This is a genomic window from Ursidibacter maritimus, from assembly GCF_009761395.1.
Classification (GTDB): domain Bacteria; phylum Pseudomonadota; class Gammaproteobacteria; order Enterobacterales; family Pasteurellaceae; genus Ursidibacter; species Ursidibacter maritimus.
On the sequence record NZ_LEKN01000013.1, the window covers coordinates 342,666 to 360,179 of the forward strand.

The 17,514-nt window shown below is 38.0% G+C and carries 19 protein-coding genes; 4 read left to right on the plus strand and 15 right to left on the minus strand.

From position 1 onward, the window contains the following. Nucleotides 1–3: 3 nt before the first annotated feature. From oppB to gloA, 9 genes are all read right to left on the minus strand, one after another. The gene (gene oppB / locus A1D26_RS04680) at nucleotides 4–927 is read right to left on the minus strand and encodes an oligopeptide ABC transporter permease OppB (RefSeq protein WP_157402918.1); all 924 of its coding nucleotides are present in this window, start codon (nucleotides 925–927) and stop codon (nucleotides 4–6) included. Nucleotides 928–1,023: 96 nt separating this feature from the next. After that, nucleotides 1,024–2,661: an ABC transporter substrate-binding protein gene (locus A1D26_RS04685; RefSeq protein ID WP_157402919.1), complete on the minus strand. Its 1,638-nt coding sequence runs from the start codon at nucleotides 2,659–2,661 to the stop codon at nucleotides 1,024–1,026. A gap of 207 nt (nucleotides 2,662–2,868) precedes the next feature. Beyond that, a complete protein-coding gene (ruvB, locus tag A1D26_RS04690; protein WP_157402920.1) occupies nucleotides 2,869–3,873 on the minus strand; it encodes a Holliday junction branch migration DNA helicase RuvB in 1,005 nt (334 codons plus the stop codon). Next, nucleotides 3,870–4,475: a Holliday junction branch migration protein RuvA gene (gene ruvA / locus A1D26_RS04695; RefSeq protein ID WP_157402921.1), complete on the minus strand. Its 606-nt coding sequence runs from the start codon at nucleotides 4,473–4,475 to the stop codon at nucleotides 3,870–3,872. The genes ruvB and ruvA overlap by 4 nt, the downstream gene beginning before the upstream one ends. A 129-nt stretch (nucleotides 4,476–4,604) precedes the next feature. Next, a complete protein-coding gene (gene potC, locus A1D26_RS04700; protein ID WP_157402922.1) occupies nucleotides 4,605–5,372 on the minus strand; it encodes a spermidine/putrescine ABC transporter permease PotC in 768 nt (255 codons plus the stop codon). Next, nucleotides 5,372–6,232, minus strand: coding sequence for a spermidine/putrescine ABC transporter permease PotB (gene potB, locus A1D26_RS04705; RefSeq protein WP_157402923.1), 861 nt, complete (start codon nucleotides 6,230–6,232; stop codon nucleotides 5,372–5,374). The genes potC and potB overlap by 1 nt, the downstream gene beginning before the upstream one ends. Then, nucleotides 6,219–7,331, minus strand: a complete 1,113-nt coding sequence (gene potA, locus A1D26_RS04710) for a spermidine/putrescine ABC transporter ATP-binding protein PotA (RefSeq protein WP_157402924.1) — start codon at nucleotides 7,329–7,331, stop codon at nucleotides 6,219–6,221. Before potA ends, potB begins: the two co-directional genes overlap by 14 nt. 235 nt (nucleotides 7,332–7,566) lie before the next feature. Next, nucleotides 7,567–8,223: a ribonuclease T gene (gene rnt / locus A1D26_RS04715; RefSeq protein WP_157402925.1), complete on the minus strand. Its 657-nt coding sequence runs from the start codon at nucleotides 8,221–8,223 to the stop codon at nucleotides 7,567–7,569. A gap of 54 nt (nucleotides 8,224–8,277) precedes the next feature. Next, on the minus strand, nucleotides 8,278–8,682 hold the full coding sequence (gene gloA, locus A1D26_RS04720) for a lactoylglutathione lyase (RefSeq protein ID WP_157402926.1): 405 nt from the start codon (nucleotides 8,680–8,682) through the stop codon (nucleotides 8,278–8,280). Between the two features lie 92 nt (nucleotides 8,683–8,774). On the opposite strand from gloA, the gene A1D26_RS04725 reads away from it, so the two are divergent. From A1D26_RS04725 to A1D26_RS04735, 3 genes are read left to right on the plus strand one after another with little or no spacing between them, the layout of a single operon-like run. Further along, nucleotides 8,775–9,593: a hypothetical protein gene (locus A1D26_RS04725; protein ID WP_157402927.1), complete on the plus strand. Its 819-nt coding sequence runs from the start codon at nucleotides 8,775–8,777 to the stop codon at nucleotides 9,591–9,593. Beyond that, nucleotides 9,590–12,301, plus strand: coding sequence for a YdbH family protein (locus A1D26_RS04730; protein WP_157402928.1), 2,712 nt, complete (start codon nucleotides 9,590–9,592; stop codon nucleotides 12,299–12,301). The genes A1D26_RS04725 and A1D26_RS04730 overlap by 4 nt, the downstream gene beginning before the upstream one ends. Nucleotides 12,302–12,311: 10 nt before the next feature. Next, nucleotides 12,312–12,524 carry a YnbE family lipoprotein gene (locus A1D26_RS04735; protein WP_157402929.1) on the plus strand — a complete coding sequence of 71 codons (213 nt, stop codon included), beginning with the start codon at nucleotides 12,312–12,314 and terminating at the stop codon, nucleotides 12,522–12,524. A 38-nt stretch (nucleotides 12,525–12,562) separates the two neighbouring features. On the opposite strand, the gene grcA is transcribed toward A1D26_RS04735, so the two are convergent. Continuing rightward, nucleotides 12,563–12,946, minus strand: a complete 384-nt coding sequence (gene grcA / locus A1D26_RS04740; protein ID WP_157395329.1) for an autonomous glycyl radical cofactor GrcA — start codon at nucleotides 12,944–12,946, stop codon at nucleotides 12,563–12,565. A gap of 212 nt (nucleotides 12,947–13,158) precedes the next feature. Here grcA and ung point away from each other — a divergent pair, with 212 nt between their 5' ends. Continuing rightward, a complete protein-coding gene (gene ung, locus A1D26_RS04745; protein WP_157402930.1) occupies nucleotides 13,159–13,833 on the plus strand; it encodes a uracil-DNA glycosylase in 675 nt (224 codons plus the stop codon). A 105-nt stretch (nucleotides 13,834–13,938) separates the two neighbouring features. On the opposite strand, the gene tyrS is transcribed toward ung, so the two are convergent. The 5 genes from tyrS to A1D26_RS04770 form a co-directional block, all read right to left on the minus strand. Beyond that, nucleotides 13,939–15,129 carry a tyrosine--tRNA ligase gene (gene tyrS / locus A1D26_RS04750; protein WP_157402931.1) on the minus strand — a complete coding sequence of 397 codons (1,191 nt, stop codon included), beginning with the start codon at nucleotides 15,127–15,129 and terminating at the stop codon, nucleotides 13,939–13,941. Nucleotides 15,130–15,324: 195 nt separating this feature from the next. Then, complete coding sequence (locus A1D26_RS04755; protein ID WP_232516798.1) at nucleotides 15,325–16,119, minus strand: phosphotransferase; 795 nt, start codon at nucleotides 16,117–16,119, stop codon at nucleotides 15,325–15,327. Then, nucleotides 16,106–16,480: a YcfL family protein gene (locus tag A1D26_RS04760; protein ID WP_157402932.1), complete on the minus strand. Its 375-nt coding sequence runs from the start codon at nucleotides 16,478–16,480 to the stop codon at nucleotides 16,106–16,108. Before A1D26_RS04760 ends, A1D26_RS04755 begins: the two co-directional genes overlap by 14 nt. Before the next feature lies 1 nt (nucleotide 16,481). Continuing rightward, the gene (hinT, locus tag A1D26_RS04765) at nucleotides 16,482–16,841 is read right to left on the minus strand and encodes a purine nucleoside phosphoramidase (protein ID WP_157402933.1); all 360 of its coding nucleotides are present in this window, start codon (nucleotides 16,839–16,841) and stop codon (nucleotides 16,482–16,484) included. A gap of 94 nt (nucleotides 16,842–16,935) precedes the next feature. After that, complete coding sequence (locus A1D26_RS04770) at nucleotides 16,936–17,379, minus strand: methyltransferase family protein (protein ID WP_157402934.1); 444 nt, start codon at nucleotides 17,377–17,379, stop codon at nucleotides 16,936–16,938. Between the last annotated feature and the right edge of the window lie 135 nt (nucleotides 17,380–17,514).

Below are 17,514 nucleotides of genomic sequence, written 5' to 3' on the forward strand. Positions count from 1 at the left end.
TCCTTATGAATAGCGAATCTTCGGATCGATAACTGCATAGAGAATATCGACAATAGCATTAAATAAGATAGTTAATGAGCCAACCATAATGGTTAAACTTAATACTAGTGAGTAGTCACGGTTTAATGCACCGTTTACGAAAAGTTGCCCAATACCCGGTAAACCGAACACGCTTTCAATTACCATTGAGCCTGTAATAATTCCCACAAAGGCTGGGCCTAAATAAGTAATAACAGGTAATAGTGCTGGGCGTAATGCGTGTTTGAAAATGATTTTATTCATCGGCAAACCTTTAGCGATTGCGGTACGAATAAAGTTTGAGTGAAGAACTTCAATCATTGAGCCACGAGTAATACGCGCAATACCTGCCACATAACCGATTGTTAAAGAGAGAACTGGCAATACCATATAATAAAGCTGTCCGCCATTCCAACCACCTGCTGGTAGCCATTTTAAATAAATGGCAAAGAAAAGCACAAGTAATGGAGCGAATACAAAGCTTGGCATAATAACCCCTGTCATCGCAAAGGACATTATGATGTAATCCCACCTGCTATTTTGTTTTAAAGCTGCCACTGTACCTGCTAATAACCCAATGGTTACCGCAAAACAGAATGCAACGATACCTAATTTAAATGATACAGGGAAAGCCGATGCAATCAGATCATTCACCGTTTGATCTTTATATTTGAATGAAGGCCCAAAATCACCTTGAGACAGATCTTTTAAGTAAATGAAATACTGTTTATATAATGGCTCATTTAGATGATATTTGGCTTCAATATTTGCCATCACTTCAGGTGGATAAGCACGCTCAGAAGTAAATGGACTGCCTGGTGCTAATCGCATTAAAAAGAAAGAAAGGGTAATAAGGAGAAAAAGCGTTGGAATCGCTTCCATAATCCTTTTCAAGATAAATTTCAACATTGGTAAATACTCCAATCCGTTCGGAAAAATAAAATAAGCGGTAAGATTACTTAAAAAATTACAAATTTTAAAAGTAATCCTACCGCTTTACATCAATTATTGCTTAATGAGATAGAGGTTTCTTAAATAGATATGATCTTGTGCATCTTTACCTGAATAACCTTTCACATAAGGTTTCACTAAACGTGTATTAACATAGTTATAAACAGGAATAACTGCTGCATCTTTAGCTAAGATCGCTTCTGCTTTAGCATAAGCCGCTTCACGACCCGCTGCATCTGTCGCTTTATAAGAGTCTGCTACCGCATTATCATAGTCTTCATTCTTATAGAAACCAGTATTGTTACTTGATGTTGATAAGAAGTAGTTTATGAATGTAGTTGCTTGGTCATAGTCCGCACTCCAACCTGCACGAGCAATATCGTATTTACCTTGACGGCGGCTATCTAAATAGCTTTTCCATTCTTGGTTCTCTAATTTCACATCAATTAAACCCTTCGTATTTGATTTCCAAATAGAAGCTGCAGCAATTGCGATTTTCTTGTGGTTTTCATTTGTGTTATAGAGAACAGTAAATTTAAGTGGATTTGATTTACTATAGCCTGCTTCTTCTAATAATTTAATCGCCTTTTCATTACGTTCATTCATTGGCTGTTTAGAATATTCAGGTTGTTGAATTTTCCCACCTTCAGAAACATAAGTTGGAGTAAACACATAAGTCGCTTCTTGACCTTGTCCTAATACTTTATCAGTAATCACGTTACGATCTAAAGCAAGGTTCAATGCTTCACGAATTTTTACGTTATCAAAAGGTGCTTTTTTATTGTTGATTTCATACATATAAGTAGAAAGCGTTTTTGTAACAAACACCTCATTAGGCAACTCAGCTTTCAATTTCGGGAATTGCTCCGGTGGTAAACCATAGTTTGTAATATCAATTTCGCCCGCACGATAACGTTGAACATCGGTATTTGAGCTCACAACCGCTAAGAAAGTGGCTTTATTGATAACAGTTTCTTTATCGTTCCAATAAGTAGGGTTACGTTCGAACACGATTTTTTCATTGATAACGTGTTCAGCCAGTTTATACGCGCCGTTACCTACATAGTTCTCTTTTTTCACCCACTCATCACCTAATTTTTCAACCACTTTTTGTGGTACAGGTAACATTGATTGGTGAGTCGTCATTCCAACAAAATACGGAACCGGATTACTTAATGTCACTTGGAAAGTATAATCATCAACAGCTTTTAAACCTAGCTCTTCAGGTTTTTTCTTACCTTCAATGACATCTTGTGCATTTTCAACTTGTAAGTAGTTTAAGTAACTTGCATAAGGTGAACCGGTATTCGGGTTAGCAAGACGTTGCCAAGAGAACACAAAATCGTGTGCAGTAACAGGTTCGCCATTTGACCATTTTGCTTCTGGACGAAGTTTAAATGTCCACATTTTAAAATCCGGGGTATTTTCCCAAGAAACAGCAACACCAGGAATAAGGTTACCTTCGCTATCTTTTGTTACTAAAGCTTCAAGTAATTGATAAAGGACTTGAGATTCAGGAACACCTTCTGTTTTATGTGGGTCAAAACTTTGTGGTTCAGAACCATTGTTAATCACAATTTCTTGTTTTTCTGCAAGTTGTGTACCCTCTGGTATTTTTGCAGCAAAGGCAGAAACTGAAATCCCCAACGCAACGGCTGAAGCAAGTAAAGAACGAGCGAATGTTGTTTGCATAAAAATTCTCCTGATTAGATTAATTTAACTAATTCCTATAATTAGTATCTTAAAAAATGACTTTTGTAAAGTTTTTGTTGATCTTAAAGTTAAGTAATTTGGGGTTATGCGAATTACATCACGAAATTTAATCACACAAGTGTAAAAAACAAGCGGTCTTTTTTCTAAAAATCTTGCAAAAGATTTTGTTAAACAGACCGCTTATCGCTACTCAAATTTGGTCATTCCAAAGTGAGCATAAGTGCGTGATGTTGCTATTCTTCCCCTTGGTGTGCGTTGTAAAAATCCTTGTTGAATAAGGTAAGGCTCCAACACATCTTCGATAGTATCCCGTTCTTCGCCAATGGCAGCTGCGAGATTATCTAGCCCGACAGGCCCACCATCAAAGCGTTCCAATACGGCGGATAATAATTTTCTATCCATAAAATCAAACCCTTCCGGATCAACATCTAACATCGTTAAGGCTTGTTTCGCAATTTCGGATGAAATAATACCGTTATTCCGAACATCCGCAAAATCTCGGACTCGGCGAAGTAAACGGTTTGCTATCCTTGGTGTACCACGAGAACGTCTAGCTATCTCAAAAGCTCCATCTTGCGATAAATTAAGGTTTAAACAGTTTGCACTACGGCTAACAATAGACGTCAGATCTTCAACCGAATAAAATTCTAAACGTTGTACGATCCCAAAGCGATCTCGTAATGGCGAAGTGAGAGATCCTGCTCGAGTAGTTGCTCCAACAAGGGTAAAAGGCGGAAGATCTAATTTAATTGAGCGTGCAGCAGGGCCTTCGCCAATCATAATATCCAGTTGGTAATCTTCCATTGCGGGATATAAAACTTCTTCTATCGCAGGTGATAAGCGGTGAATTTCGTCAATAAATAGCACATCATAAGGCTCTAAATTGGTTAGCATTGCGGCGAGATCACCTGCTTTTTCAAGTACAGGACCTGATGTCGTACGAATGTTTACGCCCATTTCATTAGCGACAATGTTAGCTAGTGTCGTTTTACCTAACCCCGGTGGGCCGAAAATTAATAGATGATCTAACGCATCATTACGCAATTTAGCCGCTTTAATAAAAATTTCCATTTGCTCACGCACTGAAGGCTGCCCGACATAATCTGTCAGCATTTTCGGTCGAATAGCACGATCAATGGCTTCATCTTCACGCTTTGGCGTGGCACTAATAATTCTATCGGCTTCTATCATAATGAATTTTTCAAGGCTTCTCGAATAAGCTGTTCACTTGAGGCATCAGCTTTATTGACTTTCTTAATCATTTTCTCTGCATCTTGCGGTTTGTAGCCTAATGCAATTAACGCATCACGAGCCTCATCGGCAGGGTCGGCTTTATCACTTGCGATAATTTGATGAGTTGGCTGTTCAGCAAAGAAGTCGCTCTGTTCCATACCTTTAAATTTGCCTTTCAGCTCAACCAATAAACGTTCTGCAGTTTTACGCCCAATACCAGGGATTTTGGTTAATTTTGCTAGTTCTTCTTGTTCTACGGCTGTAGCAAATTGTGATACAGACATTGCTGAGAGAATAGCAAGAGCAAGTTTAGGACCAACGCCATTGGTTTTAATTAGCTCCCGAAAGAGCGTACGATCTTGCTTTTGAGCAAAACCAAAAAGTAAGTGAGCGTCTTCTCGCACAACGAGGTGAGTAAAAATAGTGGCATCTTCGCCTACTTGACCAAGATTATAAAAACTCGTCATTGGTAGCAAGATTTCATAACCTACGCCTTGTACATCAAGCACCATTTCAGGTGGGGATTTTTCGAGAATTTTGCCGTAAAGTCTGCCGATCATTGTCTTTGCTATTGAATTTAAAAGCCGTTAGCATAGCGGAAAACTGGATAAAATAACAGATCAAGCGGTGAGATTGTTGCAAATTTTTGCAAAAAATAACCCGCTTATGCGGGTTATTTAGAAATGAGGCTAATCTTTTTTACGTCCGATAATTTGGCTTAAAATCACTAACGCGAGTGAGAAGATAATCATTATAGTCGCAAGAGCATTTACTTCTGGCGTTACCCCTGTTTTTACTAATGAAAAGATCTTCAATGGTAATACTTCGTAGCTCGCACTGGTTACGAAAGATGAAACTACCACATCATCTAGTGAAATCGTAAAGCTTAATAACCAACCTGACACAATTGCTGGTAATAGTAGCGGAAGTAAGATCTTACGCAAAATTACCATTTCACTTGCACCTAAATCTTTCGCTGCTTCAAGCATTTTTCCATCAAAATCTTTTAAGCGTGAAGATACCGTGATTACCACATACGGTAAACAGAATGTGATATGTGCAAACAACAGTGACCAAAACCCTAGTGATACGCCAACCAACATAAATAAAGCCAGTAAAGATACAGCCATTACAATATCAGGTGACATCATTACCACGAAAAGCATTCCACCTACCGCTTGTTTACCACGGAATTTGTAGCGGTAAAGTGCGATAGAAGTTAATGCGCCGATTAAGGTTGCAAAGGTTGCAGAAACAAAAGCAACAGTAATAGAGTTCATTGCTGCTTGGATTAAGGTATCGTTATTAAATAAACGCTCATACCAGTTCCAACTAAAACCTTTCCACGTTAATCCGTATCGGTCAGCATTAAAAGAGTTTACGATTAAAATAATAATTGGAATGTACAAATACGCGTACACCACAAACATAAAGAGGCTATTAAATACGCGTCTCATTATTCTAACTCCACTTTCTTATTCATTAGTTTGTTTGCTCGGTAGTACACATAAAGCATCAATGCCATTAAGATAGTTAAGGCAATACTGATTGCTGAACCAAACGGCCAGTTACGTGTTACTAAGAACTCACTCTTAATGATGTTACCAACTAATAATACTTTCGCACCGCCTAATAAATCTGCCACATAGAACATTCCCATCGCAGGAAGTAATACTAATAAGCAGCCTGCTACAATACCTGGCATCGTCAGTGGAATAATCACTCGAATAAAGCGCTGGAATGCATTTGCCCCTAAATCTTTTGCCGCTTCAAGTAAACGACCATCGATTTTCTCGATGGAAGAGTAAAGTGGTAAAATCATAAACGGCAACAGGATATAAACTAAACCAATAATCACAGCAATTTCCGTATTTAAAATACGGATTGGCGTATCAATAATCCCTAAACTGAGTAATGTTTCGTTTAAAATCCCCTTTACCCCGAGGAAAATTTTCATTCCATAAATTCGGATCAACGAGTTTGTCCAGAATGGTAATACCACAAGAAAGAGCAAAAATGGGCGATATTTCGCTGGCAATTTTGCAATCATAAAGGCAAAAGGATAACCAATAATTAAACAAATAATCGTTGAGATCCCAGCCATATAAAGTGAGTTCCACAACACTTGTGAATATAGCGGATCAATTAAACGGGTATAGCTATCTACTGAAAACGTAAATTCAATTAGGTTGCTACTGTCTTTCGTCATAAAACTGGTAAATAGCACCAGTAAATTTGGAATTAAGACGAAAAAAATCAACCAACCGAAAATAACCCCAACAGTAACATTTTGGAATTTATTACTAGCGACCTTCATCGTTGAGTACAACCTCCCAGCCTTCGTGCCATGTTAGTGCCACTTTCTGACCTACTGAGTGATCCATATGTGGATCGTCTTCATTAAAGAATTCGCTAACCAATACCTTCATCTGATTATGATCAAGAATAACGTTAGATTCTAACGTCATACCTTTGTAAGTACGGTCGCTGATATGCCCAATAATCGCTTTTGAGCTCTCATTTTCATCAAGTTCTTCAATCACGATATCTTCTGGGCGAAGTAATACTTTAAGTTTTTGATTTGGATGAACTGCCATATCTGTATAAATTTCACAAATACGTCCTTCCACATTTGCTTTTACGGTTTTTTCGCTCACCCGTTCAATCACTGTTGCATCGAAGACGTTAATTTCACCGATAAAGCGTGCAACGAATAAATTGCTCGGATCTTCATAAATTTCACGTGGTGAACCGTCTTGTTCAATGTTTCCTTTATTCATTACGATGATACGATCTGACATCGTTAATGCTTCTTCTTGATCGTGAGTAACGAAAATAAAAGTAATACCTAATTGACGTTGTAAAGCTTTTAGCTCATTTTGCATCTCTTTACGCAATTTGTAGTCAAGTGCAGAAAGCGATTCATCTAATAGAAGTACTTTTGGCTTATTCACTACCGCGCGTGCAATCGCAATACGTTGTTGCTGACCACCAGAAAGTTGAGAAGGTTTACGTCCTGCCATTTCTTCAAGACGCACCATTCGTAAAGCATCCATTACACGTGGCGTAATTTCACTTTCAGGTACTTTCTGCATTCTTAACCCAAATGCCACATTTTCAAAAATTGTCATATGTGGGAAAAGAGCATAACTTTGGAATACTGTATTGACAGGGCGCTGTTCAGCAGGAATGTTAGACACATCTTGTCCATCCAAAATAATTGAACCTTCCGTTAATTCTTCAAAACCCGCAATCAGACGTAATGCAGTGGTTTTACCACAACCAGATGGACCTAAAATTGTTAAGAATTCACCATCGTTAATGGTAAGATTTAAGTTATCAATAATTGTTTTATCACCATAACGTTTCGTTATAGAACGAAGCTCAATAATTGGTTTTTGATCTAACTTTTCCATTTATTTTTGTTTTCCCCCTAGGGTATTGTTGAGAAAATGCAAAAATCTGAATAAAAATTCAGCGTGAATAGCGTCGCCATAACGCCCTAAAAATAGTCTTTAATGATATAGCGAATAAGGAGGGAATGAAAGTAAAAATTGCGATTTTACGGAAATTGTCTGTTAGCATCTGCGTCAGCAAAGCGGTATGAACAGCAAAAAATTTTGCAAAACTTACCGCTTATTCAACTTGAAGCTAACTATTATCTACTGGTGGAAATCCACCTAAATCTTTTAGTTTATTAACCATTGTACAGAAAAGCTCGGCAGTGCGTTCCGTATCATATAAAGCGGAATGAGCCTGTTTACCGTCAAAAGGAATTTGTGCCATTTGGCAGGCTTTTACTAAAACCGTTTGCCCATACATAAAACCTGCAAGGGTTGCGGTATCAAACATTGCAAAAGGGTGAAATGGATCGCGTTTTGCATTGATCCGTTTCACTGCTGCTTGTAAAAATGCTTGGTCAAAAGTTGCATTATGTGCCACGATAACTGCTCGCTGACAGCCATTGTCCTTTACGGCTTTTCTAATCATTTTAAACATTTCAGGAATAGCAATAACCTCGGGAATCGCACCACGTTCTGGGTTATCAATATCAATGCCATTTACTTTCAATGACTCAGGGTTAATGTTTGCCCCTTCAAAAGGCTGAATATGACAATGAAATTTTTCATCAAGTTGTAGATAGCCTTGTTCGTCCATCTTTAAGGTAATGGCAGCAATTTCAAGTAAGGCATCTGTTTGTGCATTTAGCCCTGCGGTTTCAACATCAATTACGACTGGTAAATAACCACGAAAGCGGTTTTTTAATAATCGATAATCTTGTGCTTGGTTATCAGTTTGTGTTGTCATTGTGGTAAAAATAGATAAGGTGGGCTTTCCCACCTAAATTAAATGGAAATATAATTAACCTAACGCTTTTTGAGCATTTTTATTTTCAATAAATTCGATTTTATAGCCATCGGGATCTTCAACAAAGGCGATGATGGTTTTTCCGCCTAAAACAGCACCTGCTTCGCGAGTGATTTTTCCACCTGCTTGGCGAACGGCTTCAACCGTTGCATAAATATCATCAACACCTAAAGCAATATGCCCATAAGCTGTGCCTAATTCGTAGCTTTCTACACCCCAGTTATACGTTAATTCAATTACCGCACTTTCACTTTCATCGGCATAACCTAAAAAAGCTAAGGTATATTTATATTGTTCATTCTCGCTTGTGCGAAGTAAACGCATTCCAAGCACCTCAGTATAGAACTTAATTGAACGTTCTAAATTCCCCACGCGTAACATTGTATGTAAAATTCGCATATAACATCTCGTAAAAATAGAAAAAAGGGCGACTATTATGGCATAATCTCCAACTAAAATCATTTTTCATCAATCTATTTCTTAAAGATATTATGTCGCACGATCACAACACCGCCAAATTTGAAACAGCAACTTATGCCTTATTGCCTGTACTGTTAATGGTCTTTATTGAAATGTACCTTAACCATTTCTTTACGCCCCAAAATGCTCTTTTTGTGTCCCCTTATTTGTTAGCTTTTTTTGCGTGTGTCATCATCAGTTTTGTTGTACTCTGGAAAGGACAAATCTGCCCTGGGCAGAAAGGGCGTTTAACCTTTGTTTTACCCTTTTTATTCGTTTTTTCGTTAGGGAATTTTTTATACACTTTCTTCTTTACACCTCAACATTCACCGACGTTAATTCCAATCGCAGCATCTCTATTTTTACCTTTTATTTACTGGAAATTACCCGATGATGAGAAATTGTATAACACAATCCTGTTCTGTGGTTTTGCGATTGCTGGCATTGGTATTGTGCAATACCTCGCAATCTATTGGTATGAAATTCCGTCCTTATTTAATGGTATTCGCGCGAACAATTTTGCCCAACTGCTACTCGGTATTTTATTAGCGGGCTGGTATTTAGTGTTAGCCAAAAGTCGTTTAGAAGGTTTTTTGAAACTGTTAGTGTTAGCTGCCTTGATCGTCTTAGTACTAAACTATGTTTGGACCGCGTTTGTCCTTTACCAACTGTTAGCCGCTATTCCTGAAATGGTTATCTACCCTTATTTTATTTTCTTTGGGGTGCAATTTGTGATTTTTGCAATGTTAGCTTGGTTGTTGCTTGCAAAAAACATTAAAAATCCGACCGCTTGGACAGTTGCCACCTTTTTAGCGATTTTATATCCCTTTACGAATATCATTTACCAATGATCCGCCGAACCCTACTGATTTTAGCGACACTTTTTGCGATTCTGCTCGCAAGCGGTGCCGCTTTAATGAGTGGTAGTCGTTTAGCACAAACGATAAATTGGGTATTGCCAGCAGATTGGAAAGTTGAAATTCCACAAGGATTGAGTACCGATTGGCAGAGTACATCACTCGCCGATTTTTCCCTTTCTTATCAGCAATGTCCAATTCTGACGACTAACGGATTTAAACTTCAATGGGCTGAGCAACAACGTATTCAATTTGAGAAAGCGATAATCGACTATCACTGTTTATCGCTTTTACCCAAAGAAGAAAATCCTACATCAGATGAATTTCCACCAACTGAACTGCTCGCTTTACTACCGAATGGCACAGCAGATATTCAACAGTTAATTTGGAAAAATTTGCCTGAGGATCTGCCACATCGAGTCAATACGTTGTTGATCCAACCTACAGCAGTACAATTTACAAAAAATGAGCAGCAACTCACCGCTTCTATTCATAATCAAGCGGTAAGATTATCGGCACAATTTGCAAAAGGCGAATTAACAGGCGATCTTCATTATTCTCCCAGTAACGAGGAACAACACCAACTCAATTTCTCGACACAAATTCAAGATTTAGCAGAGCTGCCATCTCGTTTATCACTGAATTATCAATGGCAATTCCCTGATAATGTGATTACAGATAAAGCCTTGCAACAGGGTTCTAGCCAGTTGGAATGGCAGAAAGAAAACAGCCAGTTGCTTGGTTTATTCAAGTTGCAATCAACCAATTTCTCTGAAAATAAACTCGCTTTTCCATTTCGAATAGAAAACGGTAGCCTTGGGATTGAGCAAGGGCGTTTTGATTGGGCAATGAGTGAAGATTTTCCCTTGCGTGGTTTTCTTACCACCCGAATTAGCCCAAATGAGCTGAATATAGAAAACCTTTTCCCGATCAAAACTGCCATAAGAATTAGCTTATTGTCAGAAAATGCTAAAGGAAAAGGCAATGTGGTGATCAGTAGCCCTGAAGGCGAATGGCAAAAAAATAGCCTCAAACTACCGCTTCAAATCACAGGAAATGTTAAGCAAGGCAATTTCATTTTATATAGTGCGGTGCCACTGGAAATTAACGGCGAATATTCAGATTTAACGTTGCGTTTTTTACCATCGGCACTATTGCGTTTAACAGGAACAGAACGCTTTCTTACTATCCGAGATTTGCGTTTTCCATTGGCAGGACTACAACTCAATAAATACGGTTTAACAGGGCGATTACATGCTATTTTTCGTGGAGAAAGTCCTGATTTTAACAATATCGAACTCCATTTAGATGGTTTCGCTCGCAATTTTAAAATGGGAGCTTTACAGTTTTTCCAAGATCCGAGCGAGCCTGATGCAATCATTGATCGCTGGCAATGGAAATTGTGGGGAACATCACAGCTCAATGTATTTCAAACACCGTTAAACATTGTAGGTCGTGGAAACTGGCATCGCAATTTAGTGGAATTATCCGAATTTAATAGCACGCTCGGTAAAATTCAGCAAAATGGCGTTTTCATTCCCGATTTAGCGCTCAATTTAACTGAGCCCATCAAATTTGCCTATGAGCAATCTCATTTAAATGGAGGCGTAAAATTGATTGCACCTAAAGCACAATTTAGCTACGGGGGGGAATTAGAAAAACTGAGTGCGATATTAAGTGTCGATGGCGAAGTAGAAAATTTACGTTTAAAAGGCGAAGTCAGTGCGGGTAAACTTGGACCTATTCGTCTTTTTGCTCGTCGCCAATTAACCGAAAAATCAAGTGAATTGATTGGTCGATTATATTGGTCAGAACAACCTGCTAATGTATTCCAAACGCTGTTGCCATTTCGTTCTAACTGGGTAATTACCAACGGCACGGTTCGTGGTGAAACTGCTTTTAGTGCAACTGCGGATAAAGGGCTTATTGCAGGTGGGCATTTTGCGATTCGTAATGGTGCAGTGTCATTGCCTGATGGTGAATTAAAAGGGATTGAATTTTCTCTTCCTTATCAATATCAAAACAATCAAGTGAATATCGGTGTAAAACGAGCATTAGATGTCAGTATTGCAGAAATCAATATCGGTATTCCGCTTACTAATGCAAAAATGAAAGTAAAAGGACATTACCCGTACACTAAAAAACGTCCGCTTTTCTTACGCGAACTTTCATTTAATCTCTTGGGCGGAAATTTACATATTGAGCGTTTTGCACTGCCTCAAAGCAAGGTCGCTTATGTAAAATTAACAGGCATTGATTTTGCTGAAGTATTATCCCTTGCCCAATATCATCAGCTTGATTTACAAGGCAAAGTCAATGCCGTATTACCTTTTTGGCTGAGTGGAAAACCTTGCTACATTTGCGATGGAAGTTTCACACAAGTTGCAACTTCTCACTTAAAATTGACTCCAGAACTTTTAGATGCAATGAAACAAAGCGGTTATACCGAACAAATCCTAACTTACTTGGTCAATGATAGCCATATTGACGAACTGCACGCTAAAATCAATCTCTCTAGCGAAGGTCATATGCACTTAAAAACCGCATTAAAAATGCACTTGGCAGAACATCAAAAGGCGAAAATAAACCTAAATTATCAGCATCAAGAAAATCTGTTTGATCTCTGGAAACTAATCAATTATGGTTCACAAGTCGAACAAAATATTGAGCACTCAATTTATCAACAATTAGATAAACGCTAATGGAAAGAAAATGATACGAACCTTATTTTTTGTAATATCTTGCTATTATCTCACCGCTTGTACCCCAAAAGTTCAGCTAGAAACACCAGCAGAAGGGATTACTATCAATATGAATGTTATTGTTGATCATAAAATTGAAGTTTCAATGGATGAAAAATCCCGAGCAGTCATAAAAACGGTAGATAAGGCTGAAAAAGAAAAGGGAGTGGCTCGTAAAAAATAAAAGCACCCTTGCGAGTGCTTTTATCATTCAAATATAAATTATAGGCTTTCTGTGAAAGTACGAGTGATTACATCACGTTGTTGTTCAGGCGTTAATGAATTGAAACGAACAGCATAACCTGAAACACGAATAGTTAATTGTGGGTATTTTTCAGGGTTTTTAACCGCATCTTCTAATGTTTCACGACGTAATACGTTCACGTTTAAGTGCTGACCACCTTCTACTTTGATAGTTGGTGCAACATTTACTGGCACTTCACGATATGCGATTTGACCTAATTCGCTGATTGCAACGATTTGGTCTTCTTTGAAATCACCTTTAGCAACTAAGCAACGAGCTTCATTTTTTTCTTCGTCTAATAACCAGAAAGAGTTTAATAAGTTGCTATTTGCAGATTCGGTAATTTGTACACCTTTGATCATTTGAGACTCCTAATCTAAATTAAATAATGTTGAACAATGAAATTATAAAAAAAATTGAACATTTCAAAAAATTTTGAATATTCTAACTACTATTCAACAAAAAGCGAGAATTTTTTGTCTATTTTTTGATAAAATCGAATTTAAAGCTCAAATAACAAGCATGTTTTAACAACTAAAATTGATTATTAACTATTCATTAACAAGGAATAACGATGAAAACGTGGAAAGAAGCCCTTGGCGAAGAAAAAAAACAAGATTACTTTCAGCATATTTTACAGTACGTCTATCAAGAACGAGTGTCAGGGAAGGTAATTTATCCTCCTCAAAATGAAGTGTTTAGTGCTTTTGCCTTGACTGAATTTTCAGATGTTAAAGTCGTTATTCTGGGACAAGACCCTTACCACAATGTCAATCAAGCTCATGGTCTTTCTTTCTCGGTTAAGCCTGGTATTATTCCTCCACCCTCATTAGTAAATATATATAAAGAATTAGCACAAGATGTTGCTTTTCAGATTCCTAAACACGGGTATTTAGTCGATTGGGCAAAACAAGGTGTGTTATTGTTAAACACTGTATTAACCGTAGAACAAGGAAAAGCACATTCCCACGCAAATATCGGCTGGGAACGCTTTACCGATAAAGTTATTGCACAATTAAACCGACATAGAGAACATCTTGTATTCTTACTTTGGGGAAGCCACGCACAGAAGAAAGGGCAATTTATCGATCGCACTCGCCATTGTGTCCTAGCTGCACCACATCCATCGCCATTATCGGCTCATCGTGGTTTTTTAGGTTGTAAACATTTCTCTCAAACCAATCACTATTTACGCCAACAAGGATTAACAGCCATAGATTGGCAATTACCAGAAGTGATTGAAGAATAGATTAAGCTAAAAAGTAAGACATAACGAGAAGAGCATAGAAAAATAGTTGGTAAAGTGATGAAACACTACCAACTATTTTTTCTGACTAATAAAACATTTAGAAAATTATTTTACCGTTACACGAGCAAATTTGCGTTTACCGACTTGGTACACAAAAGTGCCTTGTTGAGCATTTTGGCGGACATCTTCAACTTTTTCACCATCAATTTTTACACCACCTTGTTGAGCAGAACGAATGGCTTCTGAGGTAGAAGAAACTAGGCCAGCTTCTTTTAATAACGTAGCTAAACCAATTTCGCCTTCAAAGGTAAATTCTGGCATTTCATCTGGCATTGCACCTTTTTGGAAACGGTTAATAAACTCTTGCTCAGCTGCATCGGCATCCGCTTCTGAATGGAAACGTGCGATGATTTCTTTAGCAAGCAGAATTTTCACATCTCTTGGGTTTTTACCTTGTGCAACATCAGCTTTAAGCTGTGCGATTTCATCTAACGGACGGAAAGAGAGTAAATTATACCAATCCCACATCAATTCATCTGAAATAGACATTACTTTACCAAACATCTCATTTGCAGCTTCCGTTACGCCAATATAGTTACCAAGTGATTTAGACATTTTTTTCTCGCCGTCTAACCCAACTAATAGGGGTAATGTCATTGCGACTTGTGGTTTTTGTCCTGCTGATTTTTGTAACTCACGTCCGATAAGTAGGTTAAAGGTTTGGTCCGTTCCCCCTAACTCCACATCTGCTTGTAATGCGACGGAGTCGTGCCCTTGCAATAGAGGATAAATAAACTCGTGAATAGCAATCGGCTGATTATTACCAAAACGTTTTTTGAAATCATCACGCTCTAACATTCGTGCAACGGTATAATTTGACGCAAGGCGGATCATTCCTTCCGTACCTAACTGCCCTAGCCACTCAGAGTTAAATACAATACGCGTTTTTTGTGGATCTAAAATTTTAAAAATCTGTTGTTTATAGGTTTCTGCATTACGCAATACGTCTTCACGAGTAAGTGGTGGACGTGTGCTGTTTTTGCCAGATGGATCGCCTACCATTCCGGTGAAATCACCGATTAAAAAGATGACTTCGTGTCCAAGTAGTTGGAATTGACGTAATTTATTTAATACAACGGTATGGCCTAAGTGAATATCAGGTGCAGTTGGGTCTGCCCCTAATTTAATGCGTAGTGGACGGTTTTCTTTTAGTTTTTCAATTAAATCCGCTTCTGAATAAATATCTTCTACACCACGTTTTAGTTCGGCAACAATGTTTTCGATAGATTGAGTCATTATCTTTCCTTATAAATCTAGTATCAAATCTTTGTATTATAGCGACAAGCGAAGAAAATCATAGAGAAAAGGCGAAAAAAAACGCCGTACTTTGTGGGGGAATACGGCGTAAGAGTTGGAGTGATTACCTATTATTTTTGAAGTGATTAAATGATAATGATTCTCAAAAAACTAAGCAATCATCTTTACAAATCTTTACAAGTGAGAATTATTCTTATCATTGAGGTGGATTATAAACCAAAGTTGGTTTAATTTCACGACTTCAGGTAAATATTGATTAATCTTTGCCATACAAGCGGTTGGATCAAGCTCAGAGTTTGCAAAATAAGCGTTAAAAAAGACCGCTTGTTGCTGTTCTGAAAGCGGATTGGCATTTAAAAATAACGCTAATTCCAATGCAGGATCAGATATTGCACTGTATTCCCAATCAATTAACCAGAGCTGATCTTCTTGCTCAATCAGGTTTGCCAAGTGAATATCGTGGTGGCAAATTGCCAACGCTAGCGGTTCAATATTTGGAAAAGGCGGTTTAAAAGAAAGCTGTTTTTGTTCGGTGGTCGATAGTTGCTCCCACAAAAATTGACAACGTTCAGATAACGATAATCTTGCAGATTTTGGATAATATCTGACCGCTTGTAAGTCAAACTGGTGTAGTTTTGCGAGCTGCTGCGCCAATTTATTTAACACATTGCTCGAAAATTGCGGTGGGGTTGAGCCATCAATCCATTCTAAAATCAATGCGTGTTCATCACAATAAAGGGGTTTAGGGGAGAGATTTAGTGGTGCGATCCAGTTTAGCAAATCGGATTCTTGCTGATAATTAACGCCATAATTCGTTGCACGCTGGCTTTGGGTACGAAGTACATAGCGTTCATTATTTTCAAGGGTTATCATTTGGCTACAAGCGGTAAGTCCTGCTAAAGATTGTAAGGATCTCACCGCTTGTTGTCGATTTCTTGTGAGCCAAGCTAATGAATTAGCGATTTCCACGCAAGTAAACCCGATAATTAACACTTTCAACCGTTGGTGGTGTTAGATGCCACTCGGTTTTAGCTTGCGGTGCTAACCAAAAGTTGAGCCATTGTGTTTTATCATTAGCATCAAACGTTTGCGTTACGCCATCTTTGTCATACCAAAATAATTTGTACCATACGTTTATATTATTTGGTGTTTGATTGGTTACAGTGAGCAACTTCGGTTTAGCCTCAACACGAATATGTTGTGCAATTTGAGCTTCTACATTCACAATGGGCGTTGTACCCTTTGGAAGATAACTCGGCGGATTATTTGCACAAGCCGTTAAAACCAATGCAAATAGACAAGGTAGCCAAAACGATCTCAATTTTTTCATCTTATTTTGCCAACATTTTGCCTAACGGTTCACCACCAACAAGGTGTAAATGGATATGGAATACTTCTTGCCCACCATGTTGGTTACAATTCATAATCAAGCGATAGCCGTTTTCCGCAATCCCTTCTTCCTTAGCGATTTTAGCCGCAACAGTAAATAAACGCCCCATTGTAATTTCATCATCGGTCGTTAAATGATTCACTGTTGGGATAAATTTATTTGGCACAATCAAAATATGCGTTGGTGCTTGCGGAGCAATATCACGAAATGCAGTCACTAATTCATCTTGATAAACAATGGCAGCTGGAATTTCTTTACGGATAATTTTACTGAAAATAGTTTCTTCGTAGTTGGTTAGCATAATGTTTCCTTATATCGATGTTGTAAGCGGTAGAATTTTCCAACTTTTTTGCAAAATTTGCAAAGTTTTCTGCACATCTAACCGCTTGTATTGATTACCACAGCCAACGTGGAACTTTTTGGCTATATTCTTGATAAATTTTCCCAAATTTCTGTGCCAAAATTCGCTCTTCTGGCTTAATCTGAAAACGAGTGATGTAGGTGATAAATCCCCATACGACAAGCAATGCAAGCACATTTTCCAACCAAAATGTCCAAGCCAATAATAAACAGACTAACCCTAAATACATCGGATTTCGGGTAAAGCGATAAATGCCTTCTCTTGTTAAAGTTGATGTTTTGTTGGGATCAAGCGGGTTAATTGTGGTTTTATTTTTCCAAAAAGCCCACAAAGCACAGAGATCAACCACAACCCCAAAACTAAAGCAGATCACCGCCAAACAGAGATACACAGAATTAGGCTCTGCATAGTTTGGTAAAAAATAGATAATCACTGCACAAATAAATGCAACTAATGGCGGAGGGAGTTTGAGTTCCATATTTTAATCTCACTAAATCAATCTTGGAATTATGCTGTTTTCATTGATTTAATGCTAGTGATTTATCTATTTATGAAATTCGTGCATTAATGCCAAAATTGCTTGTTGGCGGTTTGCTGGCAAATGACGAAAATA

What these genes read in the sequence shown, in the direction of transcription:
- A1D26_RS04770 (WP_157402934.1), bottom strand. Translation starts at nt 17,379, where the DNA reads ATGGAACTCAAACTCCCTCCGCCATTAGTTGCATTTATTTGTGCAGTG.
- A1D26_RS04725 (WP_157402927.1), top strand. Translation starts at nt 8,775, where the DNA reads ATGTCGCACGATCACAACACCGCCAAATTTGAAACAGCAACTTATGCC.
- rnt (WP_157402925.1), bottom strand. Translation starts at nt 8,223, where the DNA reads ATGACAACACAAACTGATAACCAAGCACAAGATTATCGATTATTAAAA.
- A1D26_RS04735 (WP_157402929.1), top strand. Translation starts at nt 12,312, where the DNA reads ATGATACGAACCTTATTTTTTGTAATATCTTGCTATTATCTCACCGCT.
- hinT (WP_157402933.1), bottom strand. Translation starts at nt 16,841, where the DNA reads ATGCTAACCAACTACGAAGAAACTATTTTCAGTAAAATTATCCGTAAA.
- tyrS (WP_157402931.1), bottom strand. Translation starts at nt 15,129, where the DNA reads ATGACTCAATCTATCGAAAACATTGTTGCCGAACTAAAACGTGGTGTA.
- oppB (WP_157402918.1), bottom strand. Translation starts at nt 927, where the DNA reads ATGTTGAAATTTATCTTGAAAAGGATTATGGAAGCGATTCCAACGCTT.
- grcA (WP_157395329.1), bottom strand. Translation starts at nt 12,946, where the DNA reads ATGATCAAAGGTGTACAAATTACCGAATCTGCAAATAGCAACTTATTA.
- A1D26_RS04760 (WP_157402932.1), bottom strand. Translation starts at nt 16,480, where the DNA reads ATGAAAAAATTGAGATCGTTTTGGCTACCTTGTCTATTTGCATTGGTT.
- ruvB (WP_157402920.1), bottom strand. Translation starts at nt 3,873, where the DNA reads ATGATAGAAGCCGATAGAATTATTAGTGCCACGCCAAAGCGTGAAGAT.
- potC (WP_157402922.1), bottom strand. Translation starts at nt 5,372, where the DNA reads ATGAGACGCGTATTTAATAGCCTCTTTATGTTTGTGGTGTACGCGTAT.
- A1D26_RS04685 (WP_157402919.1), bottom strand. Translation starts at nt 2,661, where the DNA reads ATGCAAACAACATTCGCTCGTTCTTTACTTGCTTCAGCCGTTGCGTTG.
- ung (WP_157402930.1), top strand. Translation starts at nt 13,159, where the DNA reads ATGAAAACGTGGAAAGAAGCCCTTGGCGAAGAAAAAAAACAAGATTAC.
- ruvA (WP_157402921.1), bottom strand. Translation starts at nt 4,475, where the DNA reads ATGATCGGCAGACTTTACGGCAAAATTCTCGAAAAATCCCCACCTGAA.
- gloA (WP_157402926.1), bottom strand. Translation starts at nt 8,682, where the DNA reads ATGCGAATTTTACATACAATGTTACGCGTGGGGAATTTAGAACGTTCA.
- potA (WP_157402924.1), bottom strand. Translation starts at nt 7,331, where the DNA reads ATGGAAAAGTTAGATCAAAAACCAATTATTGAGCTTCGTTCTATAACG.
- A1D26_RS04730 (WP_157402928.1), top strand. Translation starts at nt 9,590, where the DNA reads ATGATCCGCCGAACCCTACTGATTTTAGCGACACTTTTTGCGATTCTG.
- potB (WP_157402923.1), bottom strand. Translation starts at nt 6,232, where the DNA reads ATGAAGGTCGCTAGTAATAAATTCCAAAATGTTACTGTTGGGGTTATT.